The organism is Thiocapsa sp., from assembly GCF_011390875.1.
In the GTDB taxonomy this organism is placed as follows: domain Bacteria; phylum Pseudomonadota; class Gammaproteobacteria; order Chromatiales; family Chromatiaceae; genus Thiocapsa.
In genome coordinates, this window is the sequence record NZ_JAABRP010000089.1 from 1 (window position 1) to 18,758 (window position 18,758).

17 protein-coding genes, 1 tRNA gene and 1 pseudogene are annotated in these 18,758 nt (G+C 65.0%); 6 read left to right on the top strand and 13 right to left on the bottom strand.

Annotation, left to right across the window (positions count from 1 at the left end; all coding sequences use genetic code 11):
* Positions 1–767: DUF697 domain-containing protein (locus GPT33_RS09050; RefSeq protein ID WP_296807663.1), on the top strand; the 767-nt coding region annotated here is incomplete at its 5' end.
* Complete coding sequence (locus GPT33_RS09055; protein WP_296807665.1) at positions 764–2,314, top strand: GTPase domain-containing protein; 1,551 nt, start codon at positions 764–766, stop codon at positions 2,312–2,314. The genes GPT33_RS09050 and GPT33_RS09055, both read left to right, overlap by 4 nt.
* A gap of 210 nt (positions 2,315–2,524) precedes the next feature.
* Here GPT33_RS09055 and GPT33_RS09060 read toward each other — a convergent pair whose 3' ends face one another.
* Both GPT33_RS09060 and GPT33_RS09065 read right to left on the bottom strand, forming a co-directional pair.
* Positions 2,525–6,067, bottom strand: a complete 3,543-nt coding sequence (locus GPT33_RS09060) for a sulfite exporter TauE/SafE family protein (protein ID WP_296807669.1) — start codon at positions 6,065–6,067, stop codon at positions 2,525–2,527.
* Between the two features lie 183 nt (positions 6,068–6,250).
* Positions 6,251–7,546 carry a dicarboxylate/amino acid:cation symporter gene (locus GPT33_RS09065; RefSeq protein WP_296807672.1) on the bottom strand — a complete coding sequence of 432 codons (1,296 nt, stop codon included), beginning with the start codon at positions 7,544–7,546 and terminating at the stop codon, positions 6,251–6,253.
* A 228-nt stretch (positions 7,547–7,774) separates the two neighbouring features.
* On the opposite strand from GPT33_RS09065, the gene GPT33_RS09070 reads away from it, so the two are divergent.
* Complete coding sequence (locus GPT33_RS09070) at positions 7,775–8,110, top strand: hypothetical protein (RefSeq protein WP_296807673.1); 336 nt, start codon at positions 7,775–7,777, stop codon at positions 8,108–8,110.
* A 6-nt stretch (positions 8,111–8,116) separates the two neighbouring features.
* Positions 8,117–8,485, top strand: a complete 369-nt coding sequence (locus GPT33_RS09075) for a hypothetical protein (RefSeq protein WP_296807676.1) — start codon at positions 8,117–8,119, stop codon at positions 8,483–8,485.
* A gap of 375 nt (positions 8,486–8,860) precedes the next feature.
* Here the strand turns inward: GPT33_RS09075 and GPT33_RS09080 are convergent, their stop codons facing one another.
* Together GPT33_RS09080 and GPT33_RS09085 are read right to left on the bottom strand one after the other, a co-directional pair.
* Positions 8,861–9,046 (bottom strand): hypothetical protein, encoded by a 186-nt coding sequence (locus GPT33_RS09080; RefSeq protein WP_296807679.1) that lies wholly within the window; start codon positions 9,044–9,046, stop codon positions 8,861–8,863.
* A 93-nt stretch (positions 9,047–9,139) separates the two neighbouring features.
* Positions 9,140–9,808 (bottom strand): Bax inhibitor-1/YccA family protein, encoded by a 669-nt coding sequence (locus GPT33_RS09085; RefSeq protein ID WP_296807682.1) that lies wholly within the window; start codon positions 9,806–9,808, stop codon positions 9,140–9,142.
* 207 nt (positions 9,809–10,015) lie between these two features.
* Here GPT33_RS09085 and GPT33_RS09090 point away from each other — a divergent pair.
* Positions 10,016–10,105 (top strand) — tRNA-Ser (locus GPT33_RS09090).
* Between the two features lie 256 nt (positions 10,106–10,361).
* Here GPT33_RS09090 and GPT33_RS09095 read toward each other — a convergent pair.
* The 8 genes from GPT33_RS09095 to hslO all read right to left on the bottom strand — a co-directional run bounded on the left by GPT33_RS09095 (position 10,362) and on the right by hslO (position 17,767).
* Positions 10,362–11,030 (bottom strand): YceH family protein, encoded by a 669-nt coding sequence (locus GPT33_RS09095; protein WP_296807684.1) that lies wholly within the window; start codon positions 11,028–11,030, stop codon positions 10,362–10,364.
* Positions 11,027–11,503 (bottom strand): NUDIX domain-containing protein, encoded by a 477-nt coding sequence (locus GPT33_RS09100; RefSeq protein WP_296807687.1) that lies wholly within the window; start codon positions 11,501–11,503, stop codon positions 11,027–11,029. Before GPT33_RS09100 ends, GPT33_RS09095 begins: the two co-directional genes overlap by 4 nt.
* Complete coding sequence (locus GPT33_RS09105; protein WP_296807689.1) at positions 11,500–13,890, bottom strand: GNAT family N-acetyltransferase; 2,391 nt, start codon at positions 13,888–13,890, stop codon at positions 11,500–11,502. Before GPT33_RS09105 ends, GPT33_RS09100 begins: the two co-directional genes overlap by 4 nt.
* A 127-nt stretch (positions 13,891–14,017) precedes the next feature.
* Entirely contained in the window at positions 14,018–14,782 is a 765-nt protein-coding gene (locus GPT33_RS09110) for a protein-L-isoaspartate(D-aspartate) O-methyltransferase (RefSeq protein ID WP_363929177.1), read from the bottom strand.
* Positions 14,779–15,093: a hypothetical protein gene (locus GPT33_RS09115; protein ID WP_296807691.1), complete on the bottom strand. Its 315-nt coding sequence runs from the start codon at positions 15,091–15,093 to the stop codon at positions 14,779–14,781. The genes GPT33_RS09110 and GPT33_RS09115 overlap by 4 nt, the downstream gene beginning before the upstream one ends.
* 57 nt (positions 15,094–15,150) lie before the next feature.
* Positions 15,151–15,519: an HIRAN domain-containing protein gene (locus tag GPT33_RS09120; RefSeq protein ID WP_296807694.1), complete on the bottom strand. Its 369-nt coding sequence runs from the start codon at positions 15,517–15,519 to the stop codon at positions 15,151–15,153.
* Between the two features lie 110 nt (positions 15,520–15,629).
* A complete protein-coding gene (locus tag GPT33_RS09125; protein ID WP_296807697.1) occupies positions 15,630–16,880 on the bottom strand; it encodes a nucleoside transporter C-terminal domain-containing protein in 1,251 nt (416 codons plus the stop codon).
* Between the two features lie 14 nt (positions 16,881–16,894).
* On the bottom strand, positions 16,895–17,767 hold the full coding sequence (gene hslO / locus GPT33_RS09130) for an Hsp33 family molecular chaperone HslO (RefSeq protein WP_296807699.1): 873 nt from the start codon (positions 17,765–17,767) through the stop codon (positions 16,895–16,897).
* Positions 17,768–18,033: 266 nt separating this feature from the next.
* Between hslO and GPT33_RS09135 the strand changes: the two genes are divergently transcribed.
* Positions 18,034–18,204, top strand: coding sequence for a hypothetical protein (locus GPT33_RS09135; protein WP_296807702.1), 171 nt, complete (start codon positions 18,034–18,036; stop codon positions 18,202–18,204).
* 56 nt (positions 18,205–18,260) lie between these two features.
* Here GPT33_RS09135 and GPT33_RS09140 read toward each other — a convergent pair.
* A pseudogene (locus GPT33_RS09140) lies at positions 18,261–18,758 on the bottom strand (metallophosphoesterase family protein); the annotation flags it as partial.

Sequence of the window (18,758 nt, forward strand, 5' to 3'; positions counted from 1 at the left end):
TTGCGCAGACCGGACTGCACGATGCCTATCCGTCGGACGGCGAGCATCCCCGGCCCTATCCCTTCGAGGACGACGACTGGACGGAAGTCGTCCCGCTCGACCTCGCCCGTGCGCTGCGGGCGCAACGCGATCGACTCGGCGCGCTGCCGGGCGAGATCCCGGTGCGTTGGGTGCCGATCGATCTCACCCTCCCGGAGGACGGATTCGACCCGCCGGACTACGGCTTGGATGCCTTGTGGGAGGCGATCGAAGGGGTCTCGACCCTGCGTCTCGAAGCCCTTCTGCGCAGCGATGCCGGGGTGCGCGACGCCTATGCCCGATCCGCCCATCCGCACATCGTCGGCTATGCGATTGCCGCGGCCGGTGTCGGTGCCTTGCCGGTTGTTGATCTGGTCGGCGTGCCGGCGATCCAGGCCAAGATGCTGCAAAGTCTCGCCGCGCTCTACGGCCAGCCTTGGGATCGCCGCGCCATCCTCGAGTTTCTCGGTTTGCTCGGGACCGGCATCGGGGTCGCCTACGCCGCGCGCAGTGCCGGCCGGGCCGTGGTCAAGCTGATTCCGGTGTGGGGCCAAACGGCCGGCGCCGTCTGGGGCGCGACCGCCAGCGGTGCGACGACCTACGCGCTCGGCAAGGCCGCCGGGTTTCACTTCAATCGCCGACGCCGGGGTCTGCCGGCAGACGCCGAGGGGTTGCGCCGCACCTTCTCCGAGGGTTTCGACACCGGTGCGACCCTGCTCAAAGACCTGGTGAAATCGGATCGGCCATGAACAAGCTCCTGAGTCGCATCGATCGCCTGCGTCTTCTTGCACTTCTGCTGTGGGCCGTTCCCGTCGCGGCGCTCCTGCCGTTGGGTCTGCTCTGGCTGTGGCAGGTCGAGGCGATGCGTTACTGGCTGGTTGCGCTCGTTCTCTTCAGCGCGGCCGGTTACGGTCTTCAAGCTTGGCTTCATCGGCATGAGCGCCGGTTGCTCCTCGCCGCGGAGACCGAGCCGGATCCCGATTGGCCACCGGCAGCCGACGGCGCTTGGGCGCTGGTCGAGGACCTAGCCGCGCAGACCAAACCCGAGGACTGGCCGATCGGGGAGGGCGACCGGCTCGGTGTCTTGGGGCAGCAGACGCTAGAGCGTGTTGCTCGACATTTTCACCCCGATGTCGATGAGCCCCTCTTGGAGCTCACGGTGCCGCACACCCTCCTGATCGTCGAGCGCGCAAGCCGCGATCTGCGCGAGACCATCACGGACCACATCCCGTTCAGCCATCGGCTCACGGTGGGTTCGCTGATGCGGGCCTACCGCTGGAAGCCTTTTGCGGATCGCCTGCTCGGGCTCTATCGGGCCGGACAGTGGGTCGTGAATCCGGCCAATGCCTTTCTGACCGAGGCATTGGCTCAACTGCGCGGTCGCGGTTATGCCTTGGCGCAGGACGAGCTTTACGGCTGGATCCTCAGGGAATACGTGCGCAAGGTCGGCGGCTATGCAATCGATCTCTACAGCGGGCGGCTCCTGCTGTCCGACACCTCTCCCGAGGCCCGGCCGACCACGCTATCCGAACGTGATCTGCGCGCCTCCGACGCGTCCGAAGATCCGGTCGGCGAGCCCTTGCGGATCCTGGTTCTGGGCCGCTCGAACGCCGGCAAGTCGAGTCTGATCAACGCCCTGTTCGGCCAACTACGCGTGGCTACCGATCTACTTCCCGACACGACGAAGATGCTCACCCCCTTTCGTCTGGCGCGCGAAGGACTCGATCTCGCGCTGATCTACGACACGCCGGGATCCGACGCGATGGACGAGCAGACCCTGCGCACGGCAGCGGGCGACGCCGATATGATCCTCTGGGTCAGCGCCGCCGATCGACCTGACCGACACGCCGATCGCGAGACCCTGGACAGCTTGCGCGCGGCCTTCGCAGAGCGCCTGACTCGCCGTCCGCCGCCGGTGCTCGTCGTTCTCAGCCATATCGATCGGCTGCGCCCCGTCCGCGAGTGGCTGCCGCCCTATGACCTCGCACAGCCCAAGAGCCTGAAGGCCGAGAGCATCCTCGCCGCCGTCGAGGTCGTCGCGGCAGATCTCGCGATCCCGATCGCAAGCGTCATCCCGGTCTGTCTCGCCGGCGGGCGCGTCTACAACGTCGAGGACGTGCTCTGGGCGGCCATCCTCGATCGGCTGGACGCCGCGCAACGCTCGCGTCTGCTGCGCTGCCAAGACGCGCGCAAACGCGAGGAAAACTGGTCGCTCGTACGCAGACAACTGGCCAACGCCGGGCGCTTCCTGCTTGAGCTCCCCAATCGAAGCACGGGCGGTCGCAGTCGACGATAAATGTGGAACGCAATGGCACTGGAGTCTTTCCGTTGCAAACTAAACCGCGTCCAGAGCCGAATGCTCATTTTCGAGTGAACTCGACGGTTGGTGCATTCCATACCCGTAGGTTGCGCCGACGGTTGGTTGAGCCTCGCACGGCTCGGCACAAAACACGGCCCGATAGCCGATAGCCGATAGCCGATAGCGGAACGAAGGCGGCAGGAGGCCCTAAACCGCCGACGGCGCCCGCTTAACCCCCGCGCGACCACTGAACACCTCAAGATCGGACCTGATCAACCTCCAGCACGGCTCGCCGAGCTCCTCCTTCGGCCCACTCACCTCGACCCTCAGGTAGATGTCGGGCTCTTCCAGATAGACGCAGAGCCGCAGCTCGATCGGTCGATCGTCCGCGGTGTTCGCGGCGTACAGCTCCAGGGTCAGATCGAAGGCGTTGCTCGACAGACGCGGCCGTCCGGTCTCGACACGGACCAGGCCGCAATTCGGCTCGACGCAGCGGCGGCGCAAGGCATAGCCCAGCTCGCGATCGCAGAAGACGCAAAGGGCACGATTCACCTCGGCGAGGCGACGCTGCGCATCCCGCACGCGATGGGGATAAGGGACCTCGTCGCGGATCTCGTCGCGCAGGACGCGTCTGAGCCGGTCAAACGCCTTCGGCAGTGTCCCGCTGTGAAAACCCCGACGGAGCATCCCGCGCATGGTCTCGCCGTGGCCGCCGATGATGGCGGGCTCGATCGGCGTGCTCTCCAGATCGGACCGGCGCACGGCCTCGATCCGCCTTGCATCGTATCCGACCGAGCGCCCGCCCGCATGGTTGGCCGCATAGACCCGCCGATTTTCCTTCAGCTCCCAGACCAGGAAACCGGCGAGTCCCGGCAACAAGAGGATGGTGACGGTCACGAAGGGGTAGGCGATCAGCTTCGGCAGAAAGGGCTCCGTGAGCGCAACCAACAGCCCGGTGAGTGCCGGCAGGAAGGGCAACATCAGCTTGTGCGCGATGGTGACCAGAGGGAAGTGCTTGATCGGATTGACCTGCGGCTCAACCAGCACGGTGACGTAAAACTGGATGATCGACTCGGTGAGTTTCCAGACCGGCGCAAACAGGGATTTGATGAAAAGCGCGAGCGGCGACTCTCCGAGCTGATGGCTCAGTAACTCCTCGATCCGGTGCAGTCCCTGCTCGAAGCGGCGTGTCACCTCTTTGAAGAAATGGAGCAGCTCTCGAACCAATCCGATCACCAGGGTCTGGTTCAGTCGACGCAGCATCTGCCAGGCCGTGCTCGCGAGATTGTCGAGCATGCGTCGACCCGCAGGCGTATTGCGTGCGAGGGTGCCGATCGCAAAGGCCGGGATCAGTAGGGATAGACCGTAATCGATCTCCACCTCGTCGATCAGCAGACCAATTCCCACGAACGGGAGCACGATCAGCAAGCCGATGAACAGCGGCTGGACGAGGTTGCGATCCAGGCCGCGGATCAGGCTTGTCGACAGGAGCCGCGCGACCGGTTTCCAGCGCAGTAGTCTGCGTATCCCGTCGAAGAGCAGCAGCCGGAACGTCCAAACGGTGACGCGCCAGATCGCCTTGGCGATTGCACGTCCGATGCGGGTATAGGCAAACGCATTGATGAGCAGTGCGAGGAGCGCCACCAGCCAGAGCGGCGCCAAATGCACGGATGTTCCCTCGGGTACGACGAGACCCACCAGGATGTCGAGTGTCTTGAGTCCGAGGAAAGCCAAGCCTGCCGGCATGATCAGGTGGCGAAGGATCAATCGCCCCTGTGGCGTGCCGAACAGGGGCGCGCCTAGCTGTTGTAACCCCTTGATATAGAACTCGCCCGGCTTGTAAACGCCAGGTAGGGTCTTATCGGCGATTCGATCGAAATGTGCCAGGCGGTCGCCGTGGCGAATCTCTTCGAGGGTCGGGTCGGGCAAGCGCAGGATGTTGCGTGCGACGATGTCGCGCACGTCGGTGAACTTCAGATGCCGACGTCGCTGGATGACATCGAGCAGCTCTTCGCGCATCTTGTGGGCCGCGACCTGCTCGCGATGGTTGGCCGGGTTGAAGCCGGCCTCTTCGAGCGAGGCCCGAAGATGGGGTCGAAGCTGGTTGGCGAGGCGGGTGGAAAGCTGTTCCGTGAGTTGCCTCAGGGGCACGGCGAATCGTTCGACCTCCCGCACCGGCCACTCGATCTGCTCGAGGCGGTTCGATGCGACCTCGAGCGCGCGCAGCGCCTTCAGCTGAGCCTGAAAGGGCAAGATCTGTCTAAGCCGCACCTTGCCGCCGCTCGCTGCCCATTGAAACGGGCGCAGGCGGTAGTAGGTCGTGCGGCTCTCCAGCAGAACTCGTTCCAGGTTGCGAAGGATCAAATAGGCCGAGCGTGCCGCTCCGGAGCGCATCACCTCCTCGCCCAAGAGCGCGGTCAAGGCGCCCAACTCGCGTGCCGTTACCGGGCTCAGCTTCGAGTTGGCGGCGATCAGATCCGCCAAGGTACTCTCGGCGGCAGCGGCACGTTGCGCGAGGATCTCGCGGACGGCGTCGCGCGCATCCAGGCAGGGTTCACCCATGGTGATGAAGCGTCGCCGGGCCAAGGCCAGGTTGAGGAGCGCGGCGGCATAATGGTCGTCGAGCTCTGCGCGCTGTGCCCTGCGCACGGCATCGGCGAACAAGGCCAGATGCAGATCCAGCCTAATCCCGCGTGGTCCTGCCTTGGACACTCGACGGCTCAGCAACGTCGGGATGGCCAGCAGTGCGTCCAAGAGAGGCGCGACCGGCGTCATCACGATGTCCCGAAGCCTTGTCCGCCAGTCCCGTCGCGCTATTTGAGAGGCTTCGTGCAGGACCGCGAGACAGCGCGCCTCGATCTCGTCGACGGAGGAGCCGAGCGGCGCATCGGCGGAGTTCGGCGGTGTGGGCTCCTGCGCGACGAGGGGCGCTTCGTGGCTCTGCCGGGCCACGATCGCGCGCGCAAAATCAGGATCCGACTCCCCGTAGGGCAGGCCCGACGGGAGAAGCGGCAGATACTCGGGTACGCCGCAGCGGTGGTCCGGGCGGGTGTGCTCCAGCAGGCGTGGCAGCCGGCCGCCTTGCAGCGATGCGGGGAGGTCGAGCCCGCTCTCGACGAGCCACAGATCGAGCGCATGCCAGTCGCGGATCGTCGGAAAGAAGAAGCCGCGGGCGCCCGGCGAGAAATAGCGCAGTCGTGCGACCATGGCGACGAAGCTGCGGCAAACAAAGGCGTCGCCGATGCCCGCGGGGACAACCCCGTCACGGGTCATGACGTCGCGCACCTCGGCCAAAGCCAGCGGGCCGATCCGGCGGGTCAGGCCGATCGGGCCGAATGGATCCCCGTCGAGATTGTCGTCCCTGGCCACCTGCCAGGCGCGCGCGATCTCCGCCTCGAAGCGTCGTGCCCAGTAGTCGCGCAGCAGTCGCGTGAAGCCCACCCGGTCGAGTCGCTGCTCGGGCGGGATCGGCAAAAGGATGACGTAGTCGGGCAGGTTGAGCCCCTCGATGACCGCCAATGCCTCCGGATTCTCCGATTCCAGACCCGTCAGAAAGGCCGTGGAGGGCATCAGGTAATAGGCGAGCTCCGGGATCGAGATGTCGCGTGCCTCGGTCGCCAGATGGTCGAGGATCAGGCGCTCGATGGCCCTCGGGTGGAACAGGAAGACGCCTTCGGCCGGTTTAAGGACGCGCCCGCGGAAGAGCTTCGCGGTGGTCTCGGCGCTGGTGGAGGGGGTAAGGTCAGACACGGCGCTCGGGATGCTGGGTCGAAGGGGTCGGCATGATCGGGGTGAGCGCGGACGGTCTCCGCATCGGTGACCCGGCGCGGACCCCGCGCCCTATCGTAATTCCATTAGCTCGGATAAGGAAACCGATCGATCCTCGATCCCGATCCGCGATTTCGTTGTTGCGGTTCGGCGTCGCGTGGCCGACTAGGCCTTGGCCGGGATCGGTCCGTCATTCTCCAGGATGCCGGTTTCCCCTTCACTCTTGGCGATGATAACGGCACCACACGAATCGCTGAAGACATTGACCGAGGTACGCATCATGTCGAGGATCCGGTCGACCGCCAGGATCAGGCCGATCCCTTCCAGCGGTAGCCCGACGGCGGACAGGATGATGGCGATGGCGACAAGGCTGGCGGCCGGAATGCCGGCCACGCCGATCGAGGTCAGCAGCGCGAGGATCACGATCATGAACTGGGTTGCGAGGCCGAGCTCGATGCCGTAAGCCTGTGCGATGAACATCACGGCGACGCACTCGTAAAGCGCGGTCCCGTCCATGTTCACCGTCGCGCCCAAGGGCAGCACGAAGCTCGATGTCCGGTTGGAGACCCCGGCGTTTTTCTCCACGCACTCCATGGTGAGCGGGAGCGTGGCGGAGGAGGATGCGGTCGAGAAGGCCGTCAGCAAGGCGGCGCCCATGGCGCGATAGTGACGGCTCGGCTTGACTCCGCCGATGAACATAAGCAGCAACGGCAGGGTGATGAAGAAATGGATGCCGAGCGCGATCACGACGCTGAAGAAGAAGAGCGCGAGCGGACCGAATGCCTCCAACCCGGTATCCGTGACCGTCTTGGCGACCAGCGCGAAGACCCCGATGGGCGCGAAGCGCATCACCAGCTCGGTGATCTTCATCATCACCTCGAAGACACCGTTCCAGAAATCGAGCTGGGTCTGTGCGTAGTTGCCGTTCAGGCGGGTGATGAAGAATCCGTAGAGCAGACTGAAGAAGATCAACCCGAGCATCTGCCCCGCTGCCGCTGCAGCGACCACATTGGTCGGCACCATGCGCAGGAAGATCTCGACGATGTCGGTGGCGCCTTTGTCGGCGAACTGGGCCTCCAGATCGCTCTTGCTGGCGGTCAGCCCGAAGACCTCCTCGGCGGTGCCTTCCACGACACCGGGCTGAATGATATTGACGACGAGCAACCCGACGATGATGGCGAGCAGGCTCGTCATCGCGTAGTAGCCGATCGTTTTGCCCCCGAGACGCCCCAGGTTGCTCGAGTCGCCGATTCCGGCGACCCCGACGATGATCGAAGACACGATCAGGGGTACAATCAACATCTTCAGGGCGTTGAGGAAAAGCTCGCCCAGGAAGGCGAAGATCCCGTACAGGGTGACCCCGAAGAGTCCGGTGTCGCGCTCGATGAGCAGCCCGATCACGATCGCCAGCAAGAGCGCGATCAGGATCTGCCAGTGGAGCTTCATTTTGAGAACCGACATCGACGTCTCCGAATGGCTCTGAGGTGTTCCGGCACGGGTCGCCGCGCGCCTGTTTGCGGAATCTCGCATCCGTGCGGAAGAACTCGGCGATCCGTATTCGCCGAAGGTCGAGCCGGCTCGGCGTGCTCGAGGGGGTTTTCGGGCAACCGCGGATTGGGGCAGATCATATGCCGTACGCCGTGCCGAGACCAGACCGTCACAGCACACAGAGAGCGAACATCGACAGCCATGCACTATCGCGTCTACTACTTATTCGAGCGTTCGGGGGAGTCGGTCTCGTCTGCGAGTGCGCTGGAGGTGAGCAGTCGGGAGATCCGCGAGCAACTGCTGCCACGGCTGCAGCATGACGACGATTATCTCGGGATCATCGATCACGCCGAGAATACTCTGCAGATCCTGCGCGAGCCCGGATCCATCCGTTACTGGGTCGAGCTGCCGATCGATGCGGCCAAGGCATCCTACGGTCGCCACATGGATTTCGAAGAGGTTGAGCAACTGATTCGGGAGCTGCCGTCGGTCTTCGACCGCGAAGCCATTCCCGGACTTGAATACCGTCCTTGGTGAGCACTGATGGATGAATCGACCCGCAACCTTCAATCCGTCTCGGCGCGTCCGGAAACGACCGATCCACTCAAGAGCACGACCGGCTTCGTTTATCTTCTGCAGGCCCTGTCGTTCATCTTCGGCGTGACATCCGTCGTCGGCGTCGTCGTCAACTATCTGCGCCTCGCCGAGGTGCGGGGCACCTGGCTCGAATCCCATTTCGTCTGGCAGATCAGAACCTTTTGGTTCCAGGTGTTGTGGGGCCTCGTCGGTCTGGTTACCCTCGTGTTCTTGATCGGCTTCCTGATCTGGGGAGTCATTTACTTTTGGACGCTCTATCGCGTCGTCAAGGGGTGGCTGAATCTTGCAGAGGAGCGGCCGATGTACGCAGATTGAACTGCGTCTCTGCTGACACCTGCACGCTTGTCGCGTGCCGTAGGCTCCGCGTCCGCCAATTGACGTCCGAGCGGACGCGGTTCAGATGATTTCGACAGTCGAAGGATCGCGGGGGTAAAAACAACCAAAACGTAGGATGGGTAGAGCGCAGCGAAACCCATCCTCACAACTCAAACGCTCAATAACCCTCTCGGCCTGGAGCGCTCGCCACAGGGTGTGACGTGGCCGAGTCAGGTCGGGCTGGTTGGGTGGACGAGCGAGAGCGAAGTCCACCAAGCCCCACGCCCGCGCTGGCCGGTTGACTGCGCTGCGCGTGTCTACCCTGCCGATCCCGCCGGTGGCCCCCGGCTTAAGATCGAGGCCCGTCGAGTTGCTTCAGCGCACCGCCATGATCAGCAACACGACAAGCGCGACAACCGCGCCGAGCGGCAGGATGGCTGCCTGCCAATCCCCCTTCTCGGCCTTCGGTCCGTTCTCCTGCCAGTGCTTGTAGGCCGGCCAGAGATAAAACAGCATCAAGACGAGCACCGCTGCAGCGGCAATCTTCAGTGCAAGCTCCATGGAAGCGTCTCCTTGCCCCGAACGGGGTCGTGTCGAGGGCCTAAACAAAAACCCCGGCACTTGGCCGGGGTTTGTGCCCTAAAAGGGAGCTAATCAGTCGTCGCCCATGATCCCGAGGATCTGGAGCAGGCTGATGAAGATGTTGAAGATAGCGAGATAGATCCCGTAGGTCGCCATGATGTAGTTGGTCTCTTCGCCCCGTGCGATCCGGCTGGTATCGAACAGGATGAAGCCGCTCATCAGCAGGATGATGGCCGAGGAGATCGCCAGCGAGAGAGCCGGCATCTGGAGGAACAGATTCGCCACGACCGCCAGGATCACGACCATCATGCCGGCGAAGATGAAGCCGCCCATGAAGCTGAAGTCACGCTTGCTGGTCAGTGCGTAGCCCGACAGCCCCAGGAAGATCGCCGCGGTCCCGCCGAACGCCAAGCCAACCGTCTGCGGCCCGTTCGGAAGGGCGAGATACATCGACAGGATCGAGCCCAGGCCGAACCCGAGCAGACCGGTGATCAGGAAGATGACACCGATCCCCTTCGAAGAGTTGGCCGTGCGCGGAAGTACGAAGATGCCCATCAGCATCGCGACGATCACCGACACCAGATACATCCAGCTCGGCACGGCGAGGGCGATCGACACCATCGCCGTGAACGCGCTGAAGCCCAGCGTAGCGGCGAGCAGCAAGTAGGTGTTTTTGAGCACCTTGTTGGTCGAGATGACCGACTGTGAGCTGCGTGGGATGGAAAAGTCAGTGTTGGCCATTGGTGTGGTCACTCCGGTTACGAGAGGTTCAAGCTGCCGAGTCTGACTCGGCGGGAAGATCCGAGTTCCCGAAGCATACCTGATGGAGTCGATCGCGCAAGCGTCAAGGCGTTTGGGTCCGTCGAGGACATGCGGTATCCTTACGTCCGCGTCGACTTAGAGCTCGATACCCAGGCAAAGTCGGGGATTGGGTCGGGCGGTCGATTCGGAGAGGTGGCTGAGCGGTCGAAAGCGGCGGTCTTGAAAACCGTTGAGGGTTTATCCCCTCCGTGGGTTCGAATCCCACTCTCTCCGCCATTTTATTCAGTTGCTTATCTGCATTATCTCAATATCTTCTCCGATCCGTCTCGACATCCTCCGTCCTCGATCCATCTACCCGCGAATTCTCCTTCCTCCGTGGCTGCGTCGCCGGTTCTCGATCGGCACTCGGCCCGGCAGTGTCTGAAACCTCGATATATTCGAGCAATTGAGGCCAAAATCCGAAAATCGCGCTACGCGCGCAGGCTGGCAATGCCGACTGCGGAGGTGGCGGGTCGCCGCTTCGTGTCGGTGCTCAGCGCTGATCCTCAAGCCCGGTCAGGGACCAGAGTCGATCGATCTGCGCACGCAGCTCCGCAACCTCGGCCTCCAGAGCTTCGATGCGGGCGCTGCGGGTCGGCTCGCTGCTCGACGCATGCGCGGACTCCAGCATGTCCTCGATCTTCGGTCGGCCGCAGAGCAGATGCGCGTAGCGCTCCTCGCGCTTGCCCGGCTGGCGCGGCAGCTCGACGACGAGCGGGCGGTCGCGCTTGGCCATGCCGTGCAGCGTGGCGGTGACCTGCTCGAGATCCTTGAAGTCGGCCAGACGGGCGGTATTGGTGCGCAGCTCGCCGGTGGTCTGGGGGCCGCGCAACATGAGGGCGCACAGCAGCGCATGTTCTTCTCGGCTCAGCAGGAAGGTGCCGACGATCTTGTGGTCGTAGCGCTCGGTGCGTCCCGAAAGACTGGCGTAGATGAGGCCGCGGTCGCGCAATAGGTTGACGACATGGCCGACCTCGCCGGGGGTCATGTTCATGACCGGATGGCGGGCGCTCTTCTGATTGCAGGCGCTGACGAGGCTGTTCAGGGTCAAGGGGTACTGATCGGGAGTGGTGCGCTGCTTTTCCATGAGGCAGCCGAGGACGCGTGCTTCCGTCGGGGTCAGCATGGCTTCGGAGGTGTCGGATTCGTGCTCGATCGTCATCGTAGGCGGTTCTCTGGTGGTCGGTTGACGGACCCGGCGGTCGGGGCCTCGGGCGATTCGCCGATGCGTTGCACCGCCCAATCCAGGACAGCGCGGACGCGTTCGTTCAGGAGTCTGTGAGCCTGTTCTTCGGTGGCCCAGCGAAACTCCTGGTGCTCGGGAAACCCCAGCTGCGGGTTGATCCCGAGGGCGACATCGCCGTGCGGTGACTCCGCCAGATAATAGCGCGCCACCTTGCCGCGACCGTAGGGCGGTGTTTCCACGAAAGACGTTCCCCAACGGAAATCCAGGTCGAGCAGCCCCGTCTCCTCGGTGACCTCCCGCCGTGCCGTGTTCAAGGGATCTTCGCCGGGCTCGGTCTCGCCCTTGGGGAAATCCCAGTAGCTGAAACAGCGCAGGATCAGGAATCGCATCTCGGACTCGAAACGCCTGACCGGGACGACGCCTGCGGAGAGGATTGGGCGGCGCTTCATTCAACGTGCTCCCGCGTTGCGGGTTTAAACGGGCGTGATGGAGACGTCGCCTCTTGCATGGCTGTCGCGAGGGGAAAGGTTTCGGTCAGGCCAGTGCGCAGCGCGTCGGCTGCGCGCCGGATGCGGGTCAGGATCGCGTCGCGACCGCTCGCACCGAAGCGGCTCACCAGCTCGGCCGGGTCGTGGAGCTGGCGAGCGACTGCGATCAGGAGTGCGGCGTCGTCGTCCGCAATGCCTCCGGCGCGCAGACAGGATCCGAGTCGGCGCCGGACGAATTCGGCCAAGAGCGGGAGTGTGGCGTCCAGGGAGCGATGGCCGTCGATGAAACCGCTCAGCTCATGATCGTCGATTGCGGCGCGGCATGCGGCCGACGGCGGCTCGGGCTCGGTTCGGATCGCGGCAACAAGCGCGAGGACGGTGACGGGGTCGAGCGTGCGCAGCGGGCCTGCCAGCAGGACCGGGAGTCGGGATTCCAGGCGAGCCTCGGCCGCTGCTGCAAAGCGCCAACCGCGTGCGTCGAGACGGCGCAGGACGACGAGCGCGTGCTCCCCGCTCGCGGCATTCCGGCTGGTGCCAATCTGTGCCGGTCGAAAGCCGCAGCGGTCCCAAAAGCGGATCAGCTCGGGTGTCGCGCCGAAGCTGGCACCGAGGAGATCGACGCCCTCGGCGCGAGCGTCGCGCGCGAGCCGGCGCAGCAGTGTGCGTCCGAGCCCGCGGCGTGCGAGCGCTGGATGAACGGCGATGCGGATCACGCGTAGGTAGCGCAGGGCAGGGGCGTCGGCGAGTCCGGCATGCGTCGACAGGGTCTGCGGGAGCAGGTGGCCGCGCGGACGGCGTCGCCCCGTGAAGATTGCCTCGCACAATGCGGGATCGGCGAAGCCGCCTTCCTCGGCGGCGAGGAGGGTGGCGACGACGAGATCGCGCCATCGCAGCGCGTAGACCCGAACATTCGGGCCGTCCAGCAGCATGCGCAGGTCCATCGGCCGGGTCTGGTAATGGGCCAGGACGAGCAGACCGAAGAGCTCGCGCAGGGTCTTCTCGTCTTGGACCAAGGCGTCGCGCTCAAGGCGCTCGCAGCGGATGTCGGCCGGGTCGGCTTCGCTCATCTCGTCCGCCGCGGCGGGGGCGGCGTCGAGCAGCAGCGCCCGGAAGGTCAGTGCTTCTAGCGGATCCCCGGCTGCCCAGCGGATGGGTGTGTCGAGCGAGATCTCGCGCCAACTCGGGGTAAGTCGATCCAGCGTGTCGCGGAAGCGCACGTCGAAGCCGCGTCCCGTGCCCTCGTAGCCGTGGACCGTCGTTGCGAAGACGACGCGCGGGTAACGGGCGAGCAGGGTCTCGAGAATGGGGGCGGGGATGCCGGCCGCCTCGTCGATCAGAAGCAAATCGGCCGCCGGCGTTTGCGCGGCGAGATCGGCGGGGGAGACGAATGCGAGTGAGCCCGCTGCACGACCGTGACCGGCTCGATCGGCCTTAGTTGGCGTCGTCAGGTCCGGTGTCGTCCCGGTCTCGGCATCCAGAGTGCAGGCCCGAGCATGACCGCCCAACACGGCAGCGGCGTGCTTGAAGAGCGCGTCGGCCGCCGAGCGTCGCGGTGCGGTGACCAGGATGAGGTGCGGCCGCTCGCATAGAAGGCGGCCTGCGGCGATGCCCAGTGCAGCGCTCTTGCCGCGTCCGCGGTGCGCCCGGATGACGAGCGGGCGGTGGGCGCGGCCATGCGCGACCGCGAGGATGGCCGTGATCGCGTGATCCTGGTCCGATGTGGCGGGTTCGGCGGGGTCCGGGTCGCTCTCCGCGGTCGTCCGCCCGGGGTCGGTCGGCTCCGGCGTAGCGACCGCAGCGTCCGAGACGAACCTTTGCGCGGTCGCGATGCTCCCTGCATCAGCTTGCGCAAGGTGGATGAGACCCGGGTCGGACCCGAGAAGCCTCGCGAGTCGGCGCAGGAAGCGTCCGCCGACCGATGCTGCCGTGTTCGGCCATACGGCGATGCGTTCGGCCTGCGGGTCGGGGAGGTTCGGCCAATCGGCAAGCGGCGGGGTCAGCAGCAGCAGGAGGCCGCCTCTGCGAATCGCTCCGGTCGCTGCGCCGAAACCATCGGGATCGAATCCGCTGTGGGCGTCGTACACCAAGAGGTCGAGGTCGCTGCCGAGGAGTCGATCCGCGGCCCGCAGCGGCAGGGCGCTGTCGGACAGGGGGCGCTCGGAGAGCCAGGTCGGAACCCGGTCAGGGAACGCGGCGACCCAACGCCACGCATGGGTTGCGGTCCATTCCGCATCACCGCTCAGCAGCAGGGTCGCGCGATGACCGGCGGCGTGCGCCTGTCGCTGCAGGGTGAGGGCGAGGGTTTCGAGGGTGCCGCCATGGAGCGGCACGGGTGCATCTTCATCCACGGGAACACAGAGGCGGGCAGGGCCAGGGTCTTTCGATTAGGGTATGTCTCCGTGGCCAAAAGCACATCCGCTCATGGTCATGGGTGCCGATGGTCGCAGGGTGATCAAGACCCGGTTCACGCATCGGTCAGTCGCCCAAGGGCCCGGTCACCGGCACGAATCGCACCGGCAGGAGGTCGCGTCGGCGCAGACTGCCGTCCTCGGCCTTGTCGAAGATCGCGAGCTGCTGAACGCCGTTCGTTTCACCGATCGGCATCACCAGACGGCCACCGGGTTTGAGCTGAGCGATCAGCTGGTCCGGAATCGTAGGTGCGGCGGCAGTCAAGATGATGCCGTCGAAGGGAGCTGCCTCGGGCCAGCCGAGCCAGCCGTCGCCCGCGCGGACTTGGACCTGCGGGAAGCCGGCGGCATCGAGATTCGCAACAGCGCGTTCGGCCAGCTCCGGGACAATCTCGACCGAATAGACCTCGACCCCCATGTCGGCCAGCACGGCGGCCTGATACCCGGACCCGGTGCCCAGCTCGAAGACCCGGTCGCCCGGGCCGACATCGAGCAGCTGGCTCATGATGGCGACGATGTAAGGCTGAGAGATGGTCTGCCCGCCGCCGATCGGCAGGGGGTGATTGGCATAGGCCAAGGCGCGCTGGGCGCTCGGCACGAAGGCGTGGCGAGGCACCCGGAGCATCGCCTCGGCGACACGCGGATCGAGCCGGGCGAAACCCAGCTCCGGGGCCGTCATGCGCACCTCGGCCTGGATCTTCTCGACGAGTCGTTGACGTTCCGCGGTCATGTCGTGTTCCGATGCGCAGGCGTTGACCGTCGCGACCAGGCAGAGTCCGACGGCGAGGAGTAACCCGTCGAGTGAACGGAACGGGTCTCGGCGGTCGGTCATTTGAACAGATCCTCCGCGGCACGTTTCAGCGACTCCGGGTCGGTCGCCGCGCTCGGCGTCTCGCCCGCGTGCAGCGAGGGCGATCCCGGCAGAGGCTGGAACCAGTCGCAGAAGTTGGCCCGATCCTTCGCAATGACGCGATCCACCATCGGCTCCCGACACTCGTTGGGCCGTCCGGGCGCGTAATGGCGACAGTTGCGACAGCAATGGGTTGGTTTGTCGCATCCGGGGCAGCGCGCCTCGCGCCCGTAATCGAGCTTAGTCAGTCCCCGCCCGCAATTCCAGCAATGTCCTCTGATCTCCTCGCCCACGATGTGCCTCGGTCGTCCGGTGTCCAGGCATGAAACTAGTCGCCGAGCTTCGGGAGGTCAATGCATCAAGATCTCGATCTGCAGACGCTGGTTGTGGTCGGCTTCCGGGACGAGACGCCGGACGCGGGCGCTCAAACGGCGCTGTCGCGCCAGAAGACGGGCGACGACCAGGTTCTCGCCACGCGGGAGATAGCCGAGCATGTGGCCCTGCCAATGGATGGCGACGGCATCGCCGTCGTGCGGGTTGTCGCGCTCCGCGCTCAGGGTCAAGGGAGAGCCGGCCCGCAATGCGGGCAGGAAGGCCGGCGCCTCGTGGTGGCGGAAGCCCGCGAGGCGGCTGCGTTGGATGACGAGATGTCGGCCGATGATGGCCTCGTCGAGAGAGGGTTCGGGGAGGTTCGTTTCAGATCGCTGCCGATGGGACATCGCGGTCGCCTCATGGATCCGGATAGCGTGATCCTACACAGGTGGGTGGCTCAAAAGGTGAGCCACCCAAGCGATTATTTTTGGACTTGAGAGAAGCTTAGGCAGTCGACTCAAAGAATCAACGCAACGACCGCGCCGGTCAAAAGCGTTGCCATGGTTCCGGCGAGGACCGACTTCAGCCCGAGCGCGACGATTTCGTCGCGTCGTTCCGGTGCCATGGCCCCGAGGCCGCCGATCATGATGCCGAGGCTCCCGAGATTGGCGAAGCCGCAGAGTGCGTAAGTCATGATCAGCCGGCTGCGATCGCTGAGCTCGGCGGTCGGGGTGCCGGCGAGATCCAGGTAGGCGATCAGCTCGTTGAGGATCGTTTTCACGCCCATCAGAGAGCCGGCGACCTGCGCCTCGGACCAGGGGATGCCGATCAGCCAGACGACCGGGGCCATCACCCAGCCGAGGATGCGCTGTGCGGTCAACGGCTCGCCGGCCACTGCCGGCAGCAGACCCAGCAGCTGGTTGGCGAGACTCACAAGCGCGACCATCACGATCAGCATCGCGAGGATATTGAGCCAGAGTGGAATGGCGTCGAGTGTTCCGCGAGTGATGGCGTCCATGCTGCTGCGCGACGCGATCGGGATGGCGACGATCGCCCGGTCCGCCTCGTCCGCATGCTCCGGCACCAGGATGCCGGCAATCATCAAGGCCGCCGGTGCGCTGATCAGGGAGGCGGTGAGGATGTGCCCCATCGCATCCGGCACCGTGTCGGCGAGGATCCCCGCGTAGAGCACCATGACGGTCCCGGCGACGGTGGCCATGCCGCAGGTCATGAGTGCGAAGAGCGCCGAGCGCGACAGTCCTGCCAAGTAGGGGCGGATCAGGAGGGGCGCCTCGGTCATGCCGACGAAGACGTTCGCCGCCGCCCCCAGCCCAAGCGCGCCGCCTGTCCCCATGGTCCGCCGCAACAGCCAGGCGAAGCCGCGTACCAGCAGGGGCAGCACCCGCCAATGGAAAAGCAGGGCGGAGAGTGCACTCATCACTAGAATCAGTGGGAGCGCTTGGAAGGCGAGCACGAAGCTGTTCTGCGGATAGCGCGTCTCGAAGGGTGCCGCGCCGCCGCCGAGGAAGCCGAAGACCAGCTCGGTGCCGGCCTGCGTGGCGCGTTGCACGGCCAGTACCAGGTCGGTGAGCGCCAGAAAGGCGTCCTGGGCGAACGGAAGCTTCAACAGCATGAGTGCGACGGCGATCTGGAGCGCTAGGCCGGCGAGAACCAGGCGTGGACGGACCGCGCGACGCCGCTCGCTCGCGAGCCAGGCCAGGCCGAGAATGACGCCCAACCCGAGCAGGGGCTGCAAGGTGCTCAGCATACGGCCGGACCGGATCAGTGATGCGCAGGCGAGGGCTCATGGCGGGTATGCTCGGCGAAGAGCTGTTTGGCGTCCACCGGATCGAAGGCGTAGTTGCGGTTGCAGAACTCGCAGGTGACGCTGACCGTGCCCTCCTCGGCGATGATGTCGTCCACCTCGGCCGGGCCGAGGAGCTTGAGCGTCTCCTCGATCCGGGTGCGCGAGCATCCGCACCGAAAGGCGATCGGCTCCGGCTCGAAGAGCCGGATCGACTCCTCGTGGAAGAGCCGATAGAGGAGATCGCCCGTGGATTGGCCGGTCAGCTCCTCGCGTGTCAGTGTGCCGGCCAGCATCCCGATGCGCTCCCAGTCTTCGTCGGTCAGACCCTCGCCGGGTAGGCGCTGCAGCAGCAATCCGGCAGCGCGGTTCTCTCCCGCGGTGAGCCAGAGTCGCGTCGGGAGCTGCTCGGAGTCGACGAAATAACGCTCGATCGCCGCCGAGAGATCCGCCCCTTCCAAGGGCACGATCCCCTGATAGGGCTCGGCGCCGCGCCGCTCGATCGTCAAGGCCAGATGGCCCTGCCCGAACCGCGCCGCGAGTGTCCCCTCGGCGGGCACCTCGCCTTCCCAACGGGCAAGCCCGCGGACCCTGTGTTCGTGAGTCGCCTGAGCAACCAGCGTACGGATGGGTCCTTTCCCTTGTGCCTGCAGGATCAGCGAGCCTTCGAACTTGATCGTCGAGGCGAGCAGCGTCACGGCGGCCAGCGACTCCCCGAGCGGATCGCGGACCGCCTCCGGGTAGGGGTGCGCACTCAGGACGGCACGCCAGGCCGCATCCAGATGGACCAGGTTGCCGCGAATCCCGATGTTTTCGAAGGTAAAGCGGTAAAGACGATCCGAATCGCTCATCTGATCCTCCAAGGGCGGTGCTCCAAGGGGCCGACTGTTGCCCTGTTACATCTTGTTGCAATTTGTCATCGATCGAGTCATGCGTCCGATCCGCGGCGTCGGATTGGACTGGACGCCCTGATCGCGCTTGACGTGTCTTCTAGTTTCAATCTGTTACATGAGCAGCGCAGGTCTGTTTCAAGCGTCCGACACCACGTGGCGAGGCTTGCAAGTAATTAAGCAAAGGCTAATATTACATCCAACGTTGTAGCTAAAAGGAAACAAACATGATGCCTCTTCTCTTAAGTCTGATCACCGCAACCCTCTTCTTGATCTTGGCCGGCGCGACCTACGGAGCCGAAGCGCTCCTGACCAACGCCTGGATCCCGATGGTGTTCTTGGGGCTGCTCGGATCCGGGGTCACCGTCTTCATCCTGAGCGAGCAGGCCAAGCAGTGACCGTCATGTCATTCATCCAACCCCGGTGCGCCGAGGCGCACCGGCGCTCGACCCGCTCAGCCTTGGCCTGAATCCCGCAGGAACTCCTCGACAGCCTCGGAGAGGTCGCGTTCTCCCGCGAGAACGGCCGGCTCGAAGCCTCGTCTCCAGTAGGGCATCAACAGACGTGCCTGACGCCACTCCTCGAAGAGGATGCGCGCCAAGGGTCCGCCCTCTTCGATAAAGCCCGAATCGCGAAAATCCCGCTCCGCGCGAGCGCGGTCGTAGTCGAAACGCACGATCTCCCAGGTCCAACGCCCCCGACGCTCTTCGAGCAAGGCATAGCTTCCGCGCGTGTCGCCGTCGAACGGCGAGCCGACCGAGCCGACGTTCAGGATGGGTGTGCCGTCCAGCTCGCGGTGCAGGGGGCGATGGGTGTGCGCCGTCACGAACAGGGCGACATCCACCGGGAGGTTGCCCCGGATCTCCTCGTCCGAAACACCGGCCGAGATCCCGAAGCGATTCCCGGCCATGGTCCCGTGGGTGACGTGCACCCAGCTGGCATCGCCCTCGCC